At 68.4% G+C, this 17,680-nt stretch carries 17 protein-coding genes and 1 pseudogene; 3 read left to right on the forward strand and 15 right to left on the reverse strand.

The window, feature by feature from the left end:
- Positions 1-85: 85 nt before the first annotated feature.
- The gene (hpf, locus tag BJF87_RS22215; RefSeq protein ID WP_035755053.1) at positions 86-907 is read right to left on the reverse strand and encodes a ribosome hibernation-promoting factor, HPF/YfiA family; all 822 of its coding nucleotides are present in this window, start codon (positions 905-907) and stop codon (positions 86-88) included.
- Positions 908-1,291: 384 nt separating this feature from the next.
- Between hpf and BJF87_RS22220 the strand changes: the two genes are divergently transcribed.
- Entirely contained in the window at positions 1,292-1,960 is a 669-nt protein-coding gene (locus tag BJF87_RS22220) for a ComF family protein (RefSeq protein ID WP_035755051.1), read from the forward strand.
- A gap of 22 nt (positions 1,961-1,982) precedes the next feature.
- Here the strand turns inward: BJF87_RS22220 and lpqB are convergent, their stop codons facing one another.
- From lpqB to mtrA, 3 genes are read right to left on the reverse strand one after another with little or no spacing between them, the layout of a single operon-like run.
- Positions 1,983-3,746: an MtrAB system accessory lipoprotein LpqB gene (gene lpqB, locus BJF87_RS22225; RefSeq protein ID WP_075863926.1), complete on the reverse strand. Its 1,764-nt coding sequence runs from the start codon at positions 3,744-3,746 to the stop codon at positions 1,983-1,985.
- The gene (gene mtrB, locus BJF87_RS22230) at positions 3,743-5,413 is read right to left on the reverse strand and encodes an MtrAB system histidine kinase MtrB (protein ID WP_075863927.1); all 1,671 of its coding nucleotides are present in this window, start codon (positions 5,411-5,413) and stop codon (positions 3,743-3,745) included. Before mtrB ends, lpqB begins: the two co-directional genes overlap by 4 nt.
- Positions 5,410-6,087 (reverse strand): MtrAB system response regulator MtrA, encoded by a 678-nt coding sequence (gene mtrA, locus BJF87_RS22235; protein ID WP_004023513.1) that lies wholly within the window; start codon positions 6,085-6,087, stop codon positions 5,410-5,412. Before mtrA ends, mtrB begins: the two co-directional genes overlap by 4 nt.
- 98 nt (positions 6,088-6,185) lie before the next feature.
- On the opposite strand from mtrA, the gene BJF87_RS22240 reads away from it, so the two are divergent.
- Both BJF87_RS22240 and BJF87_RS22245 read left to right on the forward strand, forming a co-directional pair.
- Positions 6,186-6,818: a dTMP kinase gene (locus BJF87_RS22240; RefSeq protein WP_075863928.1), complete on the forward strand. Its 633-nt coding sequence runs from the start codon at positions 6,186-6,188 to the stop codon at positions 6,816-6,818.
- A gap of 129 nt (positions 6,819-6,947) precedes the next feature.
- Positions 6,948-7,697 (forward strand): hypothetical protein, encoded by a 750-nt coding sequence (locus tag BJF87_RS22245; protein ID WP_075863929.1) that lies wholly within the window; start codon positions 6,948-6,950, stop codon positions 7,695-7,697.
- 114 nt (positions 7,698-7,811) lie between these two features.
- Here BJF87_RS22245 and ahcY read toward each other — a convergent pair.
- The 11 genes and pseudogenes from ahcY to BJF87_RS22300 form a co-directional block, all read right to left on the reverse strand.
- Positions 7,812-9,286, reverse strand: a pseudogene (ahcY, locus tag BJF87_RS22250) (adenosylhomocysteinase).
- 91 nt (positions 9,287-9,377) lie between these two features.
- Positions 9,378-10,916, reverse strand: coding sequence for an amino acid permease (locus BJF87_RS22255; RefSeq protein ID WP_035755041.1), 1,539 nt, complete (start codon positions 10,914-10,916; stop codon positions 9,378-9,380).
- 124 nt (positions 10,917-11,040) lie between these two features.
- Positions 11,041-11,220 carry a methionine/alanine import family NSS transporter small subunit gene (locus BJF87_RS22260; RefSeq protein ID WP_035755039.1) on the reverse strand — a complete coding sequence of 60 codons (180 nt, stop codon included), beginning with the start codon at positions 11,218-11,220 and terminating at the stop codon, positions 11,041-11,043.
- Complete coding sequence (locus tag BJF87_RS22265; protein ID WP_006360162.1) at positions 11,220-12,797, reverse strand: sodium-dependent transporter; 1,578 nt, start codon at positions 12,795-12,797, stop codon at positions 11,220-11,222. The genes BJF87_RS22260 and BJF87_RS22265 overlap by 1 nt, the downstream gene beginning before the upstream one ends.
- A 203-nt stretch (positions 12,798-13,000) precedes the next feature.
- Positions 13,001-13,297, reverse strand: a complete 297-nt coding sequence (locus tag BJF87_RS22270) for a WXG100 family type VII secretion target (RefSeq protein WP_005197550.1) — start codon at positions 13,295-13,297, stop codon at positions 13,001-13,003.
- A gap of 31 nt (positions 13,298-13,328) precedes the next feature.
- A complete protein-coding gene (locus BJF87_RS22275) occupies positions 13,329-13,643 on the reverse strand; it encodes a WXG100 family type VII secretion target (RefSeq protein ID WP_006360164.1) in 315 nt (104 codons plus the stop codon).
- A 118-nt stretch (positions 13,644-13,761) separates the two neighbouring features.
- A complete protein-coding gene (locus BJF87_RS22280) occupies positions 13,762-14,568 on the reverse strand; it encodes an ESX secretion-associated protein EspG (RefSeq protein WP_035755037.1) in 807 nt (268 codons plus the stop codon).
- The gene (locus tag BJF87_RS22285) at positions 14,565-15,629 is read right to left on the reverse strand and encodes a PPE domain-containing protein (RefSeq protein ID WP_035755035.1); all 1,065 of its coding nucleotides are present in this window, start codon (positions 15,627-15,629) and stop codon (positions 14,565-14,567) included. The genes BJF87_RS22280 and BJF87_RS22285 overlap by 4 nt, the downstream gene beginning before the upstream one ends.
- An 85-nt stretch (positions 15,630-15,714) precedes the next feature.
- A complete protein-coding gene (locus tag BJF87_RS22290; RefSeq protein ID WP_006360167.1) occupies positions 15,715-16,026 on the reverse strand; it encodes a PE family protein in 312 nt (103 codons plus the stop codon).
- Positions 16,023-17,366 carry a hypothetical protein gene (locus BJF87_RS22295; RefSeq protein WP_075863930.1) on the reverse strand — a complete coding sequence of 448 codons (1,344 nt, stop codon included), beginning with the start codon at positions 17,364-17,366 and terminating at the stop codon, positions 16,023-16,025. Before BJF87_RS22295 ends, BJF87_RS22290 begins: the two co-directional genes overlap by 4 nt.
- Complete coding sequence (locus tag BJF87_RS22300; protein ID WP_035755030.1) at positions 17,363-17,671, reverse strand: type VII secretion target; 309 nt, start codon at positions 17,669-17,671, stop codon at positions 17,363-17,365. The genes BJF87_RS22295 and BJF87_RS22300 overlap by 4 nt, the downstream gene beginning before the upstream one ends.
- Positions 17,672-17,680: the final 9 nt, after the last annotated feature.

The raw sequence follows: 17,680 nt of genomic DNA on the forward strand, positions 1-17,680 counted from the left end.
GCAGACCCTGATCGACCGGCACGTAACCGAGACGACTTCATCGTTCGGATTCGTCCGCGGCCGTCCGGAACCGCTCAGCCCGTGTTCATGTCAGGCGGATGAGGCCGTAGTCGAAGGCATGCCTGCGGTAGACCACCGACGGCTTGTCGCTCTCCTTGTCGTGGAACAGGAAGAAGTCGTGCCCGACGAGTTCCATCTCGTAGAGCGCGTCGTCGACGGTCATCGGTACCGCGGTGTGCTCCTTGACGCGGACGATCTGACCTGGGATGTACTCGTCGACGCCGTCGTCCCACTCCCCGCGTTCGGTGGCCTCGAGCATGCCGGGGTCGCCGACGTGCCCCTCCACGGTCAACTGGTTGTCGCGCAGCAGCGGCGCTCCGACCTCGGTGGCCTCGGCCACCGACTGTGGGCGCCGGTTGCCGTAGTGCACGCGCCGACGGTCCTTCACTCGCCGCAGCCGCGACTCGACCTTGTCGAGTGCATGCTCCAGGGCGGCGTAGAAGTTCTCACCGCAGGCCTGCGCACGGACGATCGGCCCCTTACCCGTCGCGGTGATCTCCACCTGCTGACAGACCTTGGACTGTCTCCGGTTGCGTTCGTGGTTCAGCTCGACGTCGAATCGGTAGATCGTCGGATCGAAACGCTCGAGGCGGGCGAGCTTGTCGCCGACGTAGATGCGGTAATGGTCGGGTATCTCGACGTTCCGGCCGCTGAACACGACCTTGGCGATGGGCTCGGCGGGTTCGTCGGACTCCACCGTTCCCGGTGGACGGACGAACGCGAACTCCTGGTCGTCGGACTCGGTCTGGGCGGGTTGGTGGTTGGGCTCGAGGCCCTGCTCCACGGTCGGCCTGGGGTCTGCGAGTTTGGGCTCGCGCTGGCCTTTGCGATGGATGACTGTGGACATTCAACTACCTCCTGAATTGTTCCCGGCGGCGGTGGGGTCATCGTGATCTGTTGTCGCACTGATGATTTGGCCGACGCTGAGGATTTGTCCATGCCAGCTGACAGCTGGCACTCATCGACAGGGGCAACACCTCCCGAAAATCGGTCGTTCCGGCGCGGGGACTCAACTGTCCTCCCGGCAACCCGATGTACCCAAGACCGTAGTCGCAAGTTCGGGTATCGGCCACGTTTTGGATCGCCGCGTCGGGTATGTCGGGACAAGTGGGGACCGAGGACCCGCGTGCGGTGATGCGAAGGACTCGGACAACTCACCGAACAGAGCGGATCCCTCCACAGCCTCCGACGACCACACCGGGTATGCGGGCTCCGTGCCTAGGGTCGGGGCATGACCTGGCGTCAGGTGCCGGCCGCGGCGGCGGATCTGGTCGTTCCCGTGCTGTGCGGCGGGTGCGGGCGGCCCGGGACACCGTGGTGCACCCGCTGCGAGGCCGCCTGGCACGACGCCCCCGTCGCCGCCCGTCCGCGCATCTCGCCGGGTGTCCCGGTGTGGGCCCTCGGCCGCTACCGGGGTTCGCACCGGAACGGGATCATCGCCGTCAAGGAACACGACCGCCGTGATCTGATCCCACCCCTGGGTGCGGCACTCGCCCACGCGGTACGGGTGCTTGCCGGATGGGGCGAGCTTCCCGACGCCGACCGCCTGGCTCTGATCCCCGCACCGACCCGCCGGATGAGCGCCCGACGCCGCGGCGGCGACCGGGTCACCGCGATCGCCGAACACGCCGCACCACTGCTGGGCTCCCGCGTGTTCGTGGCGCCGCTGCTGGTGACCGCGACGACCGCCCGCGACTCCGCCGGGCTCGACGCCCGGGCACGCGCGCGCAATCTCGCAGGCGCGGTCCGTGTCCGCACCGGTCCGCGTCCACCGCCCGGTGGCGCGGCGCTCCTGATCGACGACGTGCTGACCACCGGGGCCACCGCGGCGGAGTCGGTGCGCGTCCTGCGCTCGGCCGGCATCGGGGTCGCGGCGGTCGTCGTACTGGCCGCCGCCTAGGGAGAGTTCGGCCTCTGCGACATCAGGGCAGGACCGGGATCGCCCCGGCGACCATGGCCGGCTCGACCTCGGTCCAATACTGGTCGGGCTGCCCGTTGTTGCTGCCGAGGCGCATCACTCCGCGCTGGTCCCCGACGTAGATGGTCGAGGAGTTCGCCACCACGGCCCGCACCGGCGGGGACACGTTGCCGCTGAGCAGGCCGACCGCCGGGGTGCCGTTGATCGACAGCTGGACCACCGGGGACTCGGGCGCTTCACGCGCGATGACCAGCATCGTCGGCGATGCCCAGTCCAGGGACACCGCACGGTTGCCGATGTTGTAGGCCGCGATCCGCGGGCTGGTCAACGACACCTGCCCCTCGGCGTTCGTCGACAGCACGGCGAAGACGATCTGCCCACCGACGACGAGGGCGGCACGGACGCCGTCCGGGGCGATCTGCATCTCGGTGATCGCCCCGCGAGCCACGGTCGGGATCGACGACGCCTCGACGGGGACGGTCTGGGTGCCGTCGTCGTCGCGCTGCCACTGCACCGGCTTGCCGTCGACGACCACCCACACGGCGTTCTCGTCGGCGCCGAAGGACGGGCGGGTGATGGACACCCCGCTGACGATCGGTCCGACGTCGCCGCCGTAGTCCCCGATCACGCACTCGAGCCTGCGATCGCCCGCCGTCCGGACCGCGGCGACCCGCGCGCCGTTGTCGGAGATCGTCGCCGCCCGCACGTCGCGGGAGGACCCGAGCGGTCCGCGCACCGGGACGGTCGCGGTATCGGTCACCGCGCGCAACGCGCCACCGGTCACGACGTTGAGGCCGACGTCGGTGGACGGCACCGCGTTCGGATCGAAGGAGCGCAGGTCCGCGGGCTGCCATCCCGACGCGCGTTCGGCGGCGAGTGGCGCGCCGTCGGCGTCGATCACGTACGGGCCCGAGATGTCGGCGCCGTCGAGGGTCCAGACGATCTGTGCCGCCAGCACCGTGCGATCCCGGCTCGACGCGTTGCCGATGCCGTTGAGATCGACGCGGACCCCGCCGCCGGCCAGGCCCACGACGGGTCCGCGCAGCGCCGCACCGCCGGGGAATCCGCTGTCGACCGCCGCGGACAGATCGGCGGCAGGCCCGGCGATGAGCCGGTTGACCAGCGCCGTCGGTTCGGTCGCCTGCCCGGCATAGAACCAGCGCGGGTCCGGGACCAGTCGTCGGCCGGTGCGGTCGGAGAAGTAGAGCGAAACCGGACGGTACGTGTTGTCGAACTGGTCGCGGTCGATCATCGCCCCGTTCGGCAGCGGCCCGTCGATGCGCCACTGGTCACCCTGCCGGGTCAGGCTGATGCTGGTCTCGACCCGCCCTGACGCGGGCAGCAACTGACCGTCGGACTTGAGCGTTCCGACGTTGTCGCCGGTCAGCCGCATACGCACGGAGTCCTCGTTGCGTTGATCGACGAAGATGCTGATCTCGTCGAGGATCAGTGCGTCGCCACGATCGTCCCACTGCTGCGAGGCCACCGGGGTCAGGAAGGCGCGGGCGGCGTCATGGCCGGAGTCGGGATCGACCGTGGACTTGAGGAACGCCCGGACGAGGGCCTCCGGGTCCATGTCGGCCTGGGGCACCGGGGCCGCGTTGGTGGCACCCTCGCGCTGGAAGGACTTGATGGGCTGCGGGGACGAGTCGTTCGGGATCGACCCGCACGCCGACACCACGACCATCGCCACGGTCGCCGTCGCGACGGCGATCAGGAACCCCAGAACACTCCGCCGTGGGTGCTCCGGACGACGTACGACGCTCATTCGGTACCAGCCTCCACGCCTGGTGGGCGGCCACTCGCCTTGGCGGCGGCCCGGGGTGCCGAGCCGACGGACTTCAGCGGCAGGGGCGAACCGAGCACCTTGTGGCCGCGGACGAGGGGCAGCGTCAGCCGGAAGCAGGCGCCCTTGCCGGGCTCGCCCCACGCCTCGAGTCTGCCCTGATGCAGGCGGGCGTCCTCGATGCTGATGGCCAGTCCGAGACCGGTGCCGCCGGAGCGCCGGAACCGCGACGGGTCCGAACGCCAGAACCGGTTGAACACCAGCTTCTCCTCCCCCGGCCGCAACCCGATGCCCTGGTCGCGGACCGTGATGGCGACGGCATCGCCGTCGGACCGCATCGTGAGTGTCACCGGTTTCCGTTCCCCGTGGTCGATCGCGTTGGCGAGCAGGTTCCGCAGAATCCGCTCGACGCGGCGCGGATCGATCTCGGCGAGCACCGGTTCGGCGGGCAGGTCGAGGACGAGCTCGGTCCCGGTCTCCTCGGCCAGGTGCCGGACGGTGGCCAGCGCGCCGTCGATCGGGATGGCCATGTCCATCCGTTCCGCCGCCAGCTCGGCCATACCGGCGTCGTGCCGGGATATCTCCAGCAGTTCGTTGAGCAGGGTCTCGAACCGGTCGAGTTCCTTGTCCAGCAGCTCGACCGAACGCTTCCTTACCGGATCGAGATCGTCGCGGCCTTCGTAGAGCACGTCCGAGGCCATCCGCACGGTCGTCAGCGGCGTCCGCAGCTCGTGGCTGACGTCGGAGGTGAACTGGCGCTGCAGGCCGCCGAACTCCTCGAGGTGGGTGATCTGCTTCGACAGGCTCTCGGCCATGTCGTTGAACGACATCGCGAGACGGGCCATGTCGTCCTCGCCGCGAACGGGCATGCGCTCCTTGAGACGGCCGTCGGCGAATCGGACAGCGATCCGGGAGGCGGACCGCACCGGGATGACGACCTGCCGGGAGACCAGCCAGGCGATGGCCGCGAGCAGACCCAGCAGGACGATGCTGCCGGTCAGCAGGGTGCCGCGGACGAGGTCGACGGTGTTCTGTTCCGCGGTCAGCGGGAACACCAGATACAGCTCGAGCCCCGGCACCGAGGCGTTGGTGGGGGTACCCACGATCAGGGCCGGCGCCTGTCCGCCGGAACCATCGGGCACCTGGGTGTACTGGTAGGCCACCTGGCCGCCGCGGACCATGTCCCGCAGGTTCGACGGCACCTCGGCGGTCGGGCCGACACCGCTGGCAGCACTGCTCTCGGACGCGCCGGGGACGAGCAGCACGGTGTCGAAGGCGCCGACCGTGCCGGACGCCTGCCCGGTGTCGGCATCACGGTCGGTGAGCAGCGATCGCGTCTGACGCAGCCGGTTCTGCACCGACATGTTGCCGGCGCCGCTGGACAGGTCGCGTTCCACCGAGATACGGGCACGGTCGATCTCCTCGGTGGCCGCGGCCAGCTTCACGTCGAGAAGGCGGTCGGTGATCTGGGAGACCAGCACGAAACCGAGAATGAGCAGCACAACGACCGACAGCAACAACGTCGACGCCACGACCCGTAGCTGCAACGAGCGCCGCCAGATGTGCCCGAAGGCACGTCCGACAGCGCCGGCAGCGCGGGTGAAACGCCCGAAAGTGCTGTTGACCCGTCGTCGAGATCGACCGATCACGGCGGGCCGGCCTTGTAGCCGACCCCCCTCACAGTCAGGACGACCTCAGGGTTCTCCGGGTCGGTTTCGACCTTCGCGCGCAGACGCTGGACATGCACGTTCACGAGTCTAGTGTCCGCCGGATGACGGTAGCCCCACACCTGCTCGAGGAGCACGTCGCGGGTGAAGACCTGCCGCGGCTTGCGAGCGAGCGCGACCAGCAGGTCGAACTCGAGCGGGGTCAGCGAGATCGGCACACCGTCGCGGGTGACCTTGTGCGCGGGCACGTCGATCTCCACCGGGCCGATCGACAGCAGCTCGGCCGGTTCCTCGTCGGTGCGGCGCAGGCGGGCGCGCACACGGGCGACGAGCTCCTTCGGCTTGAACGGCTTGACCATGTAGTCGTCGGCGCCGGATTCGAGACCCAGCACGACGTCGACGGTGTCTGACTTCGCGGTCAGCATGACGATCGGGACGCCGGAGTCGGCACGCAGCACACGGCACACGTCGATGCCGTTCATGCCCGGGAGCATGAGGTCGAGCAGCACCAGGTCGGGGCGGATCTCCCGCACCGCGGTGAGTGCCTGGGTACCGTCACCGACCACGAAGGGTTCGAAACCCTCGCCGCGCAACACGATCGTCAGCATCTCGGCGAGAGCGGCGTCGTCGTCGACGACGAGGATGCGAGGCTTCATGTGTCCAATGGTGACACCATCGTGATGAAAGCGTGGTGAATGACGCGCCGGAGGCGTACGTTCTCGCCCGATTCGTCCCACCCCATAGACTCCTCCGCGTGGGTCAGTTGATAGCGGTGGAGGGGCTCGACGGCGCCGGTAAGAACACCTTGGTGACCGGTCTGGTCGAGCGCTGGACGGCGTCGGGCCTGCGGGTCGCGACGTTCACCTTCCCGCGCTACGGGCAGTCGGCGACCGCCGACATCGCCTCGGAGGCACTTCACGGTTCGCACGGCGATCTCCGGGACAGCGTGTACGCCATGGCGCTGCTCTTCGCCCTCGACCGGGCCGACGCCGTCGCGGACATCACCGCGGCGACCGGATCGAACGACATCGTCATCCTCGACCGCTACGTCGCGTCGAACGCGGCCTACAACGCCGGTCGCCTGGAACAGGACGCCGACGGCGAAGTCGTGTGGTGGGTCGCCGACCTCGAGTACGGACGGTTCGGCATGCCGGTCCCCGACCGCCACGTCCTGCTGGGGGTGCCCGCCGAGGTGGCCATGCAGCGGGCCGAGAGCCGGGCCGCCGGCGACGCGAGCCGGGCACGCGATGCCTACGAACGCGACAGCGACCTGCAGCGCCGCGTCGACGCGGTGTATCGCCAACTCGCCGAGGCCGACTGGACGTCCCCGTGGCTCCGGTACGACGGCGAGGACATCGCCGCGCTGGCCGACCTCCTGACCCGCTGACCTCCGACCGATCCGTCGACCGCAAGTCACCCGACGGGCGTCATTCGGACGTACGCCGCCCCGCCGACCGGGCTCTGCCGTCGTCAAGGCTCTTCGCTAGCCTGGATCAATGACTGGGGAGGGGGTCGAATGACCTATCAGCCGCCACCACCCGGTGGCCCACCGCCACCGTTCGGGCCCGGTCGGCCCGGGTACCCCCAGGGGCCCGGCCCCGGTGGACAGCGGCCGTATTCCGGGCAGTTCCCGCCCGCGTCGCAGCCGCGACCTCCCTACGGCCCGTACGGAGCCCCGCCGCCCTACGGCGTCCAGAGACCCGGGCCCTATGCCCCGGGCGGCGGCTACGGAGGCCCTCCCGGCGGTCCCCCGCCGCCCGAGCGCAACACCGGCGCGATCGTCGCCTGGATCACCGGCGGCGTCGCCGTCATCGCCCTGGTCGCCCTCGTCGTCACCCTGGTCGTGACGTCGTCCGGACCGGAGGATTCCTCTGTCGCGACAGGTTCGAGCACCTCTCCGGGTGGATCGACGAGCACCGACTCCGACCCCGAATCCGCCGACTACGCAGCGCTTTCCCAGATCCGCGCTGCCCTGCAGAACTACGTGTCAGCTCGAAACGCACGCGACGTCGTACGCATGAAGGCCGCGGTCTGCACGCAGTCGCGGGAGCGCATCACCGGCCCGCCGCCCGCCGAGGACGGCATGATCGTGCTCGACGGATTCCTCGAGACGGTCTTCGACGGCGACGTCGCCCAGTCCGAGGTCGTGTCGCATCTCGAAAAGGGCAGCAGCCGTACCGAATCCGGGAAGTCCAAGGAGCGGTTCCTCAAGGAACGCGGCTCGTGGATCTATTGCCCCGACGCCGAACCCGACATCGGGGCTTGACGGCTGGCAGCCTGACCCGAAAACGCCTGAAACCCGCCCTTTTTCGACATTTCCACGCCCGCTGAGGGTGTGGTGGGTCTGCCGAAAAAGGGCGGGTTTGCGTGAGCGGTTACCTCAGTAGCGGTAGTGCTCCGGCTTGTACGGACCCTCGACGTCGACGCCGATGTACTCGGCCTGCTCCTTGGTGAGCTTGGTCAGCTTGCCGCCGAGTGCCTCGACATGGATGCGCGCGACCTTCTCGTCGAGATGCTTGGGCAGGCGGTAGACCTCGTTGTCGTACTCGTCGTTCTTGGTCCACAGCTCGATCTGCGCGATCACCTGGTTCGAGAAGCTGTTGCTCATCACGAACGACGGGTGGCCGGTCGCGTTGCCGAGGTTGAGCAGACGACCCTCGCTCAGGACGATGATCGACTTGCCGCTCTCGAAGATCCACTGGTCGACCTGCGGCTTGACGGTGATGCGCTTGGCGCCCGAACGCTCGAGGCCGGCCATGTCGATCTCGTTGTCGAAGTGGCCGATGTTGCCCAGGATCGCCTGGTGCTTCATCTGCCGCATGTGGTCGAGGGTGATGATGCCCAGGTTGCCCGTGGAGGTGATCACGATGTCGGCGTTGCCGATCGCGTCCTCGACGGTGACCACGTCGTAGCCGTCCATGAGGGCCTGCAGCGCGTTGATCGGGTCGATCTCGGTGACCTGGACGCGGGCGCCCTGGCCGGCCAGCGACTCCGCGCAGCCCTTGCCGACGTCGCCGTAACCGCAGATAAGGACCTTCTTGCCACCGATGAGAACGTCGGTGCCGCGGTTGATCCCGTCGATCAGCGAGTGGCGGGTGCCGTACTTGTTGTCGAACTTCGACTTGGTGACCGAGTCGTTGACGTTGATCGCGGGGAACGTCAGCTCACCGGCAGCGGCGAACTGGTAGAGCCGCAGCACGCCGGTGGTGGTCTCCTCGGTCACGCCCTGAACCGACTCGGCGATGGTGGTCCACTTGTTCTTGTCGGTCTCGAAGCGCTCGCGGAGCAGCTCGAGGAAGACTTGTACTCGGCCGGGTGATCGTCCTCGGTCGGCGGCACCACGCCGGCCTTCTCGAACTCGGCACCGCGCAGCACCAGCATGGTGGCGTCGCCGCCGTCGTCGAGGATCATGTTGGCCGGCTTGTCCGCCTCGGGCCAGGTCAGCATCTGCTCGGCCGCCCACCAGTATTCCTCGAGGGTCTCGCCCTTCCAGGCGAAGACCGGGACGCCCTTGGGCTCGTCCGGGGTGCCGTGCGGACCCACGACGACGGCCGCAGCCGCGTGATCCTGGGTCGAGAAGATGTTGCACGACGCCCAGCGGACCTCGGCGCCGAGCGCGACGAGTGTCTCGATCAGCACGGCGGTCTGCACGGTCATGTGCAACGATCCGGAGATTCGAGCACCCTTGAGCGGCAAGACATCTGCGTTCTCACGACGCAGTTCCATGAGTCCGGGCATCTCGTGCTCGGCGAGCTCGATCTCCTTGCGGCCGAAGTCCGCCAGGGACAAGTCGGCCACCTTGTAGTCGATCCCGTTGCGGCTGTCGGCCTTCAGCTCGTCCTGAGCAGTCGTCATCTGATCCCCTTGTCGTTCGCTTCGTGCGCCGCGTGTGCAGCGATCTGTGCGTTCGATCCAGGCTATCGGACCATGCCCGCCGAGCCCATGGTCAGGTGTCGGGCCCGGTTTCCCCGGCCGCGACTTCCGCCGTTCCGACCTCCTCACCGCGCTCCCGCCGGGCGAAGACCGAGTTGCGGTAGCCGTAGGCGAAGTACACGACCACACCCAGCACCATCCAGATCACGAACCGGATCCAGGTTTCCACGGACAGGTTCAGCATCAGCCACAGGCAGGCCAGGATCGACAGAATCGGGATGAACGGCACGAGGGGCACCCGGAACCCACGTTCGAGATCGGGCCGGGTTCGGCGGAGGACGATGACCCCGACACTCACCAGCACGAACGCGAACAGGGTTCCGATGTTGACCATCTCCTCGAGGGTGCCCATCGGGAAGAACGCCGCGAGCACACCCGAGACGACGCCTACGACGACCGTGAAGCGCACCGGAGTACCGCGCTTGCCGGTGTGTGCCAGCGATCTGGGCAGCAGTCCGTCGCGCGCCATCGCGAACCCGACGCGGGTCTGGCCGAGCAGCAGCACCATCACAACCGTGGTCAGGCCGGCGAGCGCACCGAGATCGATCACCCAGCCCGCCCACGTGACACCGTTCGCCTCGAATGCCGTGGTGAGGGTGGACCCGGTGACCTCGCCGGTCACCGGATCTGTCTTGTCGGCCAGTTCCGGGTAGGGGACCATCCCGGACACGACAAGACTGACCGCGACGTAGAGGACCGTCACGATGGCCAGAGATCCGAGGATGCCGCGCGGCATCGCCTTCTGCGGGTTCTTCGTCTCCTCCGCGGTCGTGGCCACGACGTCGAAACCGATGAAGGCGAAGAACACCAGCGAGGCCGCCGCCAGGAGGCCGTACCAGCCGAAGGTACTGCCCTCTGCGCCGGTGATCGCCGAGAACAGTGTCTGGTGGAGGCCGGTGTCGCCCTCGGCCGGCGGAGCGGCGGGCGGCACGTACGGGTCGTAGTTCTTCAGCTTGATGTAGAACGCGCCGACCACGATGACCAGCAAGACGACGAAGACCTTGATGGTGGTGACGACCAGCGACACCCGAGACGACAGCTTGGTGCCGAGCGCGAGCAGGACGGTCAGCACCGCGATCAGCAGCACCGCGCCCCAGTCGAAGCTGATCGAGTCGGTGAGCTCGACCGATGCCGCCGATCCGAGGATGTTGCCCAGGTAGAGCGACCAGCCCTTCGCGACCACGGACGCAGCGAGAGCGAACTCGAGGATCAGATCCCACCCGATCACCCATGCGACGAACTCACCGAAGGTGGCGAACGAGAAGGTGTAGGCACTACCGGCGACAGGCACGGTCGAGGCGAACTCGGCGTAACAGAGCGCCGCGAGTGCGCACGCGATCGCGGCCAGCACGAACGCCACCGACACCGACGGGCCGGCCAGATTGCCCGCCGTGCGTGCGGTGAGCGTGAAGATACCGGCGCCGACGACAACCGCCACACCGAAGACGGTGAGATCCCACGCGGTGAGGTCTCTGCGGAGTTTGGTGTCCGGTTCGTCCGTGTCGCTGATCGACTGCTCGACCGACTTGACGCGCTTGAACGGGTTACTCATCGTGCCTCCTCGGGCCGAGGGTCGCGCGCCCCGCGATCTTTCCAGGCTATCTCGGACAGACGGTTCATCGGACGTCGCGCTCGCATCGAGGGCGACGTGCGCCGAGAGGTGGAGCGGTTGCGGATCAGGTGTCGCGGAACGGGTGCGGTTGCGCCGCGCGCTCCTCGTCGTCCCGCACGAGATCGGGGTCCTCGTGGAGACCGTCGACCTCGGGGTGACGGTTCAGGAAGATGACGCTCGCGACCAGCCCTCCCCACACGATTCCGATGGAGATGAGGAGCATGACGATGGCGATCCCACTCATCAGACTGTCTCCTTACTGGCCTTGTGGTCGGTTCCGCGAACGCCTTCGGGTAGTGGCGGCCACGGCAAGAAGTCGGGATCGTCGCGACCCTTCCACGACGGCAGGGACAGACCGACCGCCGCGACGATCACCAGAGCGATTGTGCCCCAACCGAAGACGCTGATGTACCAGGTCGGGTATCCCTCGTATCCCTCGTCGATCACCGACCACACCTTCTGGACGAGCATGATCGTCAGGAAGATCGGTGCGACGACGCCGACGAGTCCCAGCCAGATCCTGCCGACCTTGAACGTCGACACCGCGTTCAGGTGGTTGCGCAACATGTCGCCGCGCCGCAGCACCCAGATCAGGATGATCGTCATCAGGATGGCCGAGGAGACCACGCCGACGTTGTTGGCGAACATGTCGACGGTGTCGAGGGCGATGAGACCCGAGGTGGTGGAGAACAGCCCGATCGAGATGAGACCGCACACCACCGACACACCGACCGCGGCCTTGGTGCGCGAGAGACCCCACTTCTCCTGGATGCCCGCGGAGACACCGATCATCAGCGAGATCAGCGACGTGAAGCCGGCGATCACCAGCGAGCCGAAGAACAGCGCGCCGAAGAACGCCGCGCCGGGCATCTCGGAGATGACGGCCGGGAACGTCACGAACGACAGGATCGGGCCGGTGAGCCCTTCCAGATCGGACACCGCGACCTGCTGCTGGTAGGCGAGGAATCCGAGCGCAGAGAACACGCCGATGCCGGCCAGGATCTCGAAGGAGGAGTTGGCGAACGCGACGACGAGCCCGGAGCTCGTCATGTTCGCCTTCCGCCGCTGGAACGACGCGTAGGCGATCATGATGCCGAATGCGATCGACAACGAGAAGAAGATCTGGCTGTACGCCGCGATCCACACGTCGAGGTCTTTCAGCGCCTCCCAGTGCGGGGTGAACAGTGCGTTGAGGCCATCGACGGCACCGGGCAGCGTGACCGCGCGGATCACCAGTCCGGCGAACCCGACGAACAGCAGCGGGATGAAGACGATGTTGACCTTCTCGATGCCGTTCGCGACACCGAGCAGCAGCACCGCGAGAACCGCGAGCCACACCACGATCAGCGGGAGCGCGACTCCGCCGACGATCGTCGTGGAGACCCCCGGATCACCGACCTTCAGGTACTCGCCGGTGAAGAAGGCGGCCGGATCATCGCCCCAGCTCTGGTTGAACGAGAAGAAGAAGTAGCTGAGCGCCCAGGCGATGACCGCCGCGTAGTAGACGCTGATGACGAACAGCAGGCCGGTCTGGAACCAACCGAGCGCCTCGACCGGTTTCTTGATCCGCCGGAACGACAGCGGCGCCGTCCCGCGGAAGCGATGGCCGACCGCATAGTCGAGGAACAGCACCGGGATTCCCGCGGTCAGCAGCGCGACGAGGTACGGGATGAGAAAGGCCCCTCCGCCGCTCTCGTAGGCGACGCCCGGGAAGCGCCAGATGTTGCCGAGCCCCACCGCGGAACCGATCGCGGCGAAGATGAATCCGGAGTTCCGAGTGAAGGTCTCCCGGTTTCCTCCAGCGGCTTTCGCAGACGTCACTGCTACCTCCTCATCGAACGCTGAGTCCGCGGGACACGGGTGCCCCGGGGACTGTCAGGTGCTGACGCTATCGCACTCATCCCCTCGCCCGCGGAGGTTGTGGTCGGCCTGTCGAAACGCCCACGGGCGGACACCGCGTCATTCGGACAGACGACGACAGGGACCCCGCGTGTGACCGCGGAGTCCCCGTCGATTCAGCTCACTCAGGCGAGCGAACGGAAGCCGCTCGCGATGGAGGAGTCGGTGTCGGACATGGTGCGGCTGGCGTTGGTGACGCCGTTCTGCAGCGCCATGAGACGCTCGCGCGACTGTGCGAAGGCACGGTCGAAGTTCGCCTGGGCCTCGAGGTAGGCGGCCTTCGCCTGCGCCGAGTTCCAGTTGCCGTCGAGCGCGGCGACCTGGTTCTTCAGCTGCGTGTTCTGGTCGTCGAGCTGCTGGAAGGCGCGGCCGAGCCCACTGCTCAGGTCGCCCAGGGCCGCGAAGTCGTAATTGATGGTCATGAGAGTGCCTTTCGAAGAGAGGGTGGGAAGGTCAGACGCCGAAGTGCCCGGCGGCAGCCGAGTCCTGGTCTTCGTAACCGGCGAAGCCGTTGGTCATCTGCGCCTTGATCTGATCGAGAAGCTGGTTGAGCGTGTTGGCTTCCTTGTTCCAGTCGGTGTGCGTGCCGTCGAAAGCCGCACCCGCCTTGCCCTGCCACGTCGGGGTGGTGTTCGCAGCGTGCTTCTGGATCACCCCGATCGTCTCCTTCATGTCCGCGACGATCCCGCCGACCGCCGCTGCGGTGGCCTGACCCTCCGCGACATCGACCTTCACTCCGGCGCCGCCTGCTCCCGGCAGATTCAGCATGAGTTCTCCTCCTGTGTAACGGCACCGTTTGGCGATGCCCCCGTTGGTATCCGTGACACAGATACCGCTGACAGTTGTCTCCCGCGGAGGTATGGACCGCGAGATCCCCCGACCCCGATCACGTCGACCACGTCCCGTCCGGGAGGGTCTCGATCAGCAGGCGCACGGCCTGCGCGATCCGATGACCCGAACCCGGCGAGAGGGTGGTCCACACCCGACCGTCCGGAGACTTGCTGGGACTCGACACGATCCGCCCCCGGGCGGTGTCGAAAACGGCCAGGGCCCCAGAAGATTGGGAGAATCGTCCGTCCTCGTTCGCAGAGGCGACGATCTCGGTGCGCACCCGGCAGGACGCGAATGCCGAGGAGATGACGACGGCATCGGACAGCGGCGCGCCGAGCGTGTACAACGCGTCGGTGATCTCGGTGGCCGATCCGCTGCGTCCGAGACCGTCGACCAGGTCGTCGGTGGGAACCGAGAACGACGTGAACTCGCACGCGGTGGCGTCGTCGAACCGGGAACGCAGGAGGTCGGCCACGGCATCGAGGTCGGCGACCTCGACGACGGCCAGGTCGAGCCGGTCGCCCGCACGTTCGGCCAGAATGTGCTCATAACCCCTGCGGGCCAGGCAAATCCGTCGCACGCCGGTCTCGGTGAAGCCGCGCATCTCGATCTCGCGTTCGGGCCGCGACAGGACGCGGAGGACGGTGGCCAGCCACGGCACGGGTTCGTCGTGGTCCACCAGGTCGAGGGCGGCGATGGCGGCATCGCTCTCGCGGTCGGCCAGACGCTGTGCGGTCTCGTCCGCGGCGCCGACGGGCATGTCGAGGACGACCGGCCAGGTCTGCACGCCGAAACGATCGCCGAGTCGGCGCAGCACGGCCGCGTCGAGCGCAACGGGGGCGTCGTGGGTCGTCACCATCATGCGGGGTCCCCCGGGTTCCCGAGCAGCAGCTTCTCCGAGAGGTACCGCGGATCGACCTTCGGAGACTCGGCGTCCGACGCCGAGACATAGTAGGCCGCAGGACGATCGGAGGTCTCGATGTCCGCCCACGTCAGCGGCGCGTCGAGGCTGTCCGACGCGCGGGCCAGGCTTTCGTCGGTGGGCGCCGCCTCGGATTCGACGGCGACACCGCGGATCGTGGCACCGCGATCACCGGTCGCCGCCATCCCGGGTGCCATCGGTGGCGGCACGCCGGGCCCCGGCGTGGTGGTCGAACTCGTGGGTGCCGAAACAGGGGTGGCGGACGGGGATACCGCACTCGCCACGACAGTCGGCGCATACCGGAGCTTTTCGGCGGGCGGCGCATACACCCCGGGCATCGCACCCAACATCGGCGGCATGGCCGGTGTCACCGGAGGTGTGACCGTGGGCGGGGCGGCGGCACGGGCCGCGGCGGCCTCCTCCGATGCGAGGGCTTCTCCGGACACCAGGTCGGGCGCCCGGCGGGAGGACGGCCACGGCGTGCCCACCGGCTCCGTCGCATTCTCGTACGTCTGCATGACGCGAGCGGCGCGCATGCGTTGCTGAGTCATCGCGCGTTCGGCCTCGGCCGCGGCCCCGGCGATGATGGGGGCGACAGCCGTTGCGGTGGTGGCGATCTCGTGGAACTTCTCCACCACCTCGACCTCGGCGAGGTTGGGCATGTTCAGGCGCGCGACAGTGGTGGCCGCGGCCTGCGCCTCCGCACGGACGGCGTTCTCGGCGGCCTCGGTGGCGGTCTCGGCGAACCACGGCGCGAGCTTCGTCAGTTTCTCGAACGCTGCACTGGTGTGCGCGGATTGCCAGTGCACGCCCAGCCGTCCGATTACCGCCGCGTATTCGATCCCGGCTTCGCCGATCTCGGTCGCGAGTGACGCCCACGCGGCCCCCGCTTCCACCAGGGGCGCGGGCCCCGGCCCGGCGCCAAGGTCGGCGGCCAGTTGTTCACTGGTACGTGAGTCCCAGTTGACGCCGGTGAAGCCGGCTCCGGTCGTGCTGGTCATGGTCCCTCCCCTCTGCTGGGCGACGAGTCTGATGCGATGTCCGAGTCGGGCTGCCGCAGCGGCGGCAGCGGTCAGTTGTGTCGGATCACACCTGGAGCTTGAAGGCGGCGGCCGCCTCGGCCTCGCCTTCGAGGAAGCCGGAGGCCTGCGCCCGTAGCAGCGCGGCGATCTTGCGGAGCTCGAGAACGCCGCCGGCGGTGTCTTTTTCGAACTCCCGGGCGACCGTCGTAAAGCTGGCCGCGGTTGCGGTCGACACCTCGTCGCGCCCCTGGGCGTCGACGGTGAGCTTCGGCCCCGCACCGTTCAGCGCCAGCTCGAGCCGATCCGCGATCTTGTCGAGATCGACTGCAGCCGAGATCAACTCGGCCGGTTCGACGCGAAGTTGTGCGTTGCTCATGCTTCCTCGTTTCGTGTCAGACCGGGCACGCCCAGCCGCAGTTCGATGTCGGGACCCGAATCGGCCTCGGCCGCCTCTTCGTGGCCGATGACCGCCGGTGCGACCTCGGGGTCGTCACCGACCACCGCACGCCCGTTGTCCTCGGTCACGAGGTAGTCCGGCACGCTGTGCTGGCCTTCGGAGGCGCCCGCCCCGCGTGCACCGGCGCCGGCCGCACCCATCGGGGCGCCGCCCATCGGCATCGCCGCGGGCGTGGTCGAGACACGCGGGGCCGCCGACGATCCCAGGGAGGGTTCGCCGCCGCCGAAGCCGGTCGGCACCGTCGGCCGGGAGGCGCTCAGCGGCGTCATCACGCCGGCGATTCCGCCGCCGCCACCGCCGCCGCCTCCACCTCCGCCGCCGCCTCCGGCACCCTTGGCCTTGGTGAGCGGGCTCCCGGCGGGCGCGACGATCGCCGAATCCGGATTGACGCTGAGCATCTTGCTGATCGGCTGCATGAGCGTGGACGGCAGTTCGGTGGCCGTCGACACCGCCGGGGAGACCACGTCGAGGACCGAGCCGGCCAGGGCGAAGGGTGATTGCCCTGCACCCGCGGTCGGTGCGCCGGTGATCGCGACCGGCGCACCGTTGGCGGTCATGGCGGTCGTGGGGGCGAGCAGTTCGGCCCGGGTCACGGCGACCGCCGCGGTGGCCAGCTCGAGCCCGGCCCCGGCGACGACGGCGGCGGTACTGAGTCCGACCGCGATCGCCGGGCTCATGATGACCGGCACCAGAGCCGAGATCTTGGCGACCGTCGCCGCGACGATGCCCTGCACCACGGCCAGCCCCTTGGCGACGATGGCGGCAGCCATCTTGGTGTCGATCGAGATCCCGGACCCCTGCGCGGCCAGGGCAGTGCTGTTGGTTCCGGCCTCGGCGGTCTTGGTGGCCGCACCGACCGCACCCTGACCCGCCCACAGCTGATCGGCGAGCTTGAGTGCGCTCTGCCCCATCGTCATCGACGTCTCGAGCACCTTGGTGAGGCTGTCGAAGATGATCGTCGGGTCGAAGCCGGCGCCGCTCAGGTCACCACTGCCGAAACCACCGAGCAGATCGGTGATCGGCTTGATGAACATGTCGAGATCGGGCGGCTGCATCGGCGGCAGCCCGGGCATCGGCGGCAACGGCGGCAGTACCGGCAGCGGGGGAAGCCCAAGGCCCCCGAGCACATCCGCGACCGTGCGATCGAGAATCGGTCCCAGCGGACTGGCATCGATCATCTCCTGCACGGTCATGTGACTGAGCGCAGGTACATCCGGGACGCCGGGCAACGGGCCCGGCAACGGAGGGAACGGGGTCACAGCACCGAACGGATCGCCGCAGCGGTCGCGGCATCGGTGCCTTCGTACTCGGCGAGACCCGCGACGGTGGAGGCGGCGGTCGCGGCGTGTACCGCGGCGAGCTGCCCGACCGACATCAGATGGTTGGCCTGCGCGAAGATGAACGACGCGAGGAACTCCTGCCCGATGAGGCCGAAGACCGGGACCATTGCGGCAGTGTTGGCGGCGGCGTCGATCGACCCGGCCGTCCCGATTGCGGAAGCCATCGCCGCATTCGTCGCCGCGAAGCCTTCGAGCGCCTCGTATGTCACTTTCACGTTCGTCATCGCAACCCC

The organism is Gordonia sp. CNJ-863 (assembly GCF_001942325.1).
In the GTDB taxonomy this organism is placed as follows: Bacteria; Actinomycetota; Actinomycetes; order Mycobacteriales; family Mycobacteriaceae; genus Gordonia; species Gordonia alkanivorans.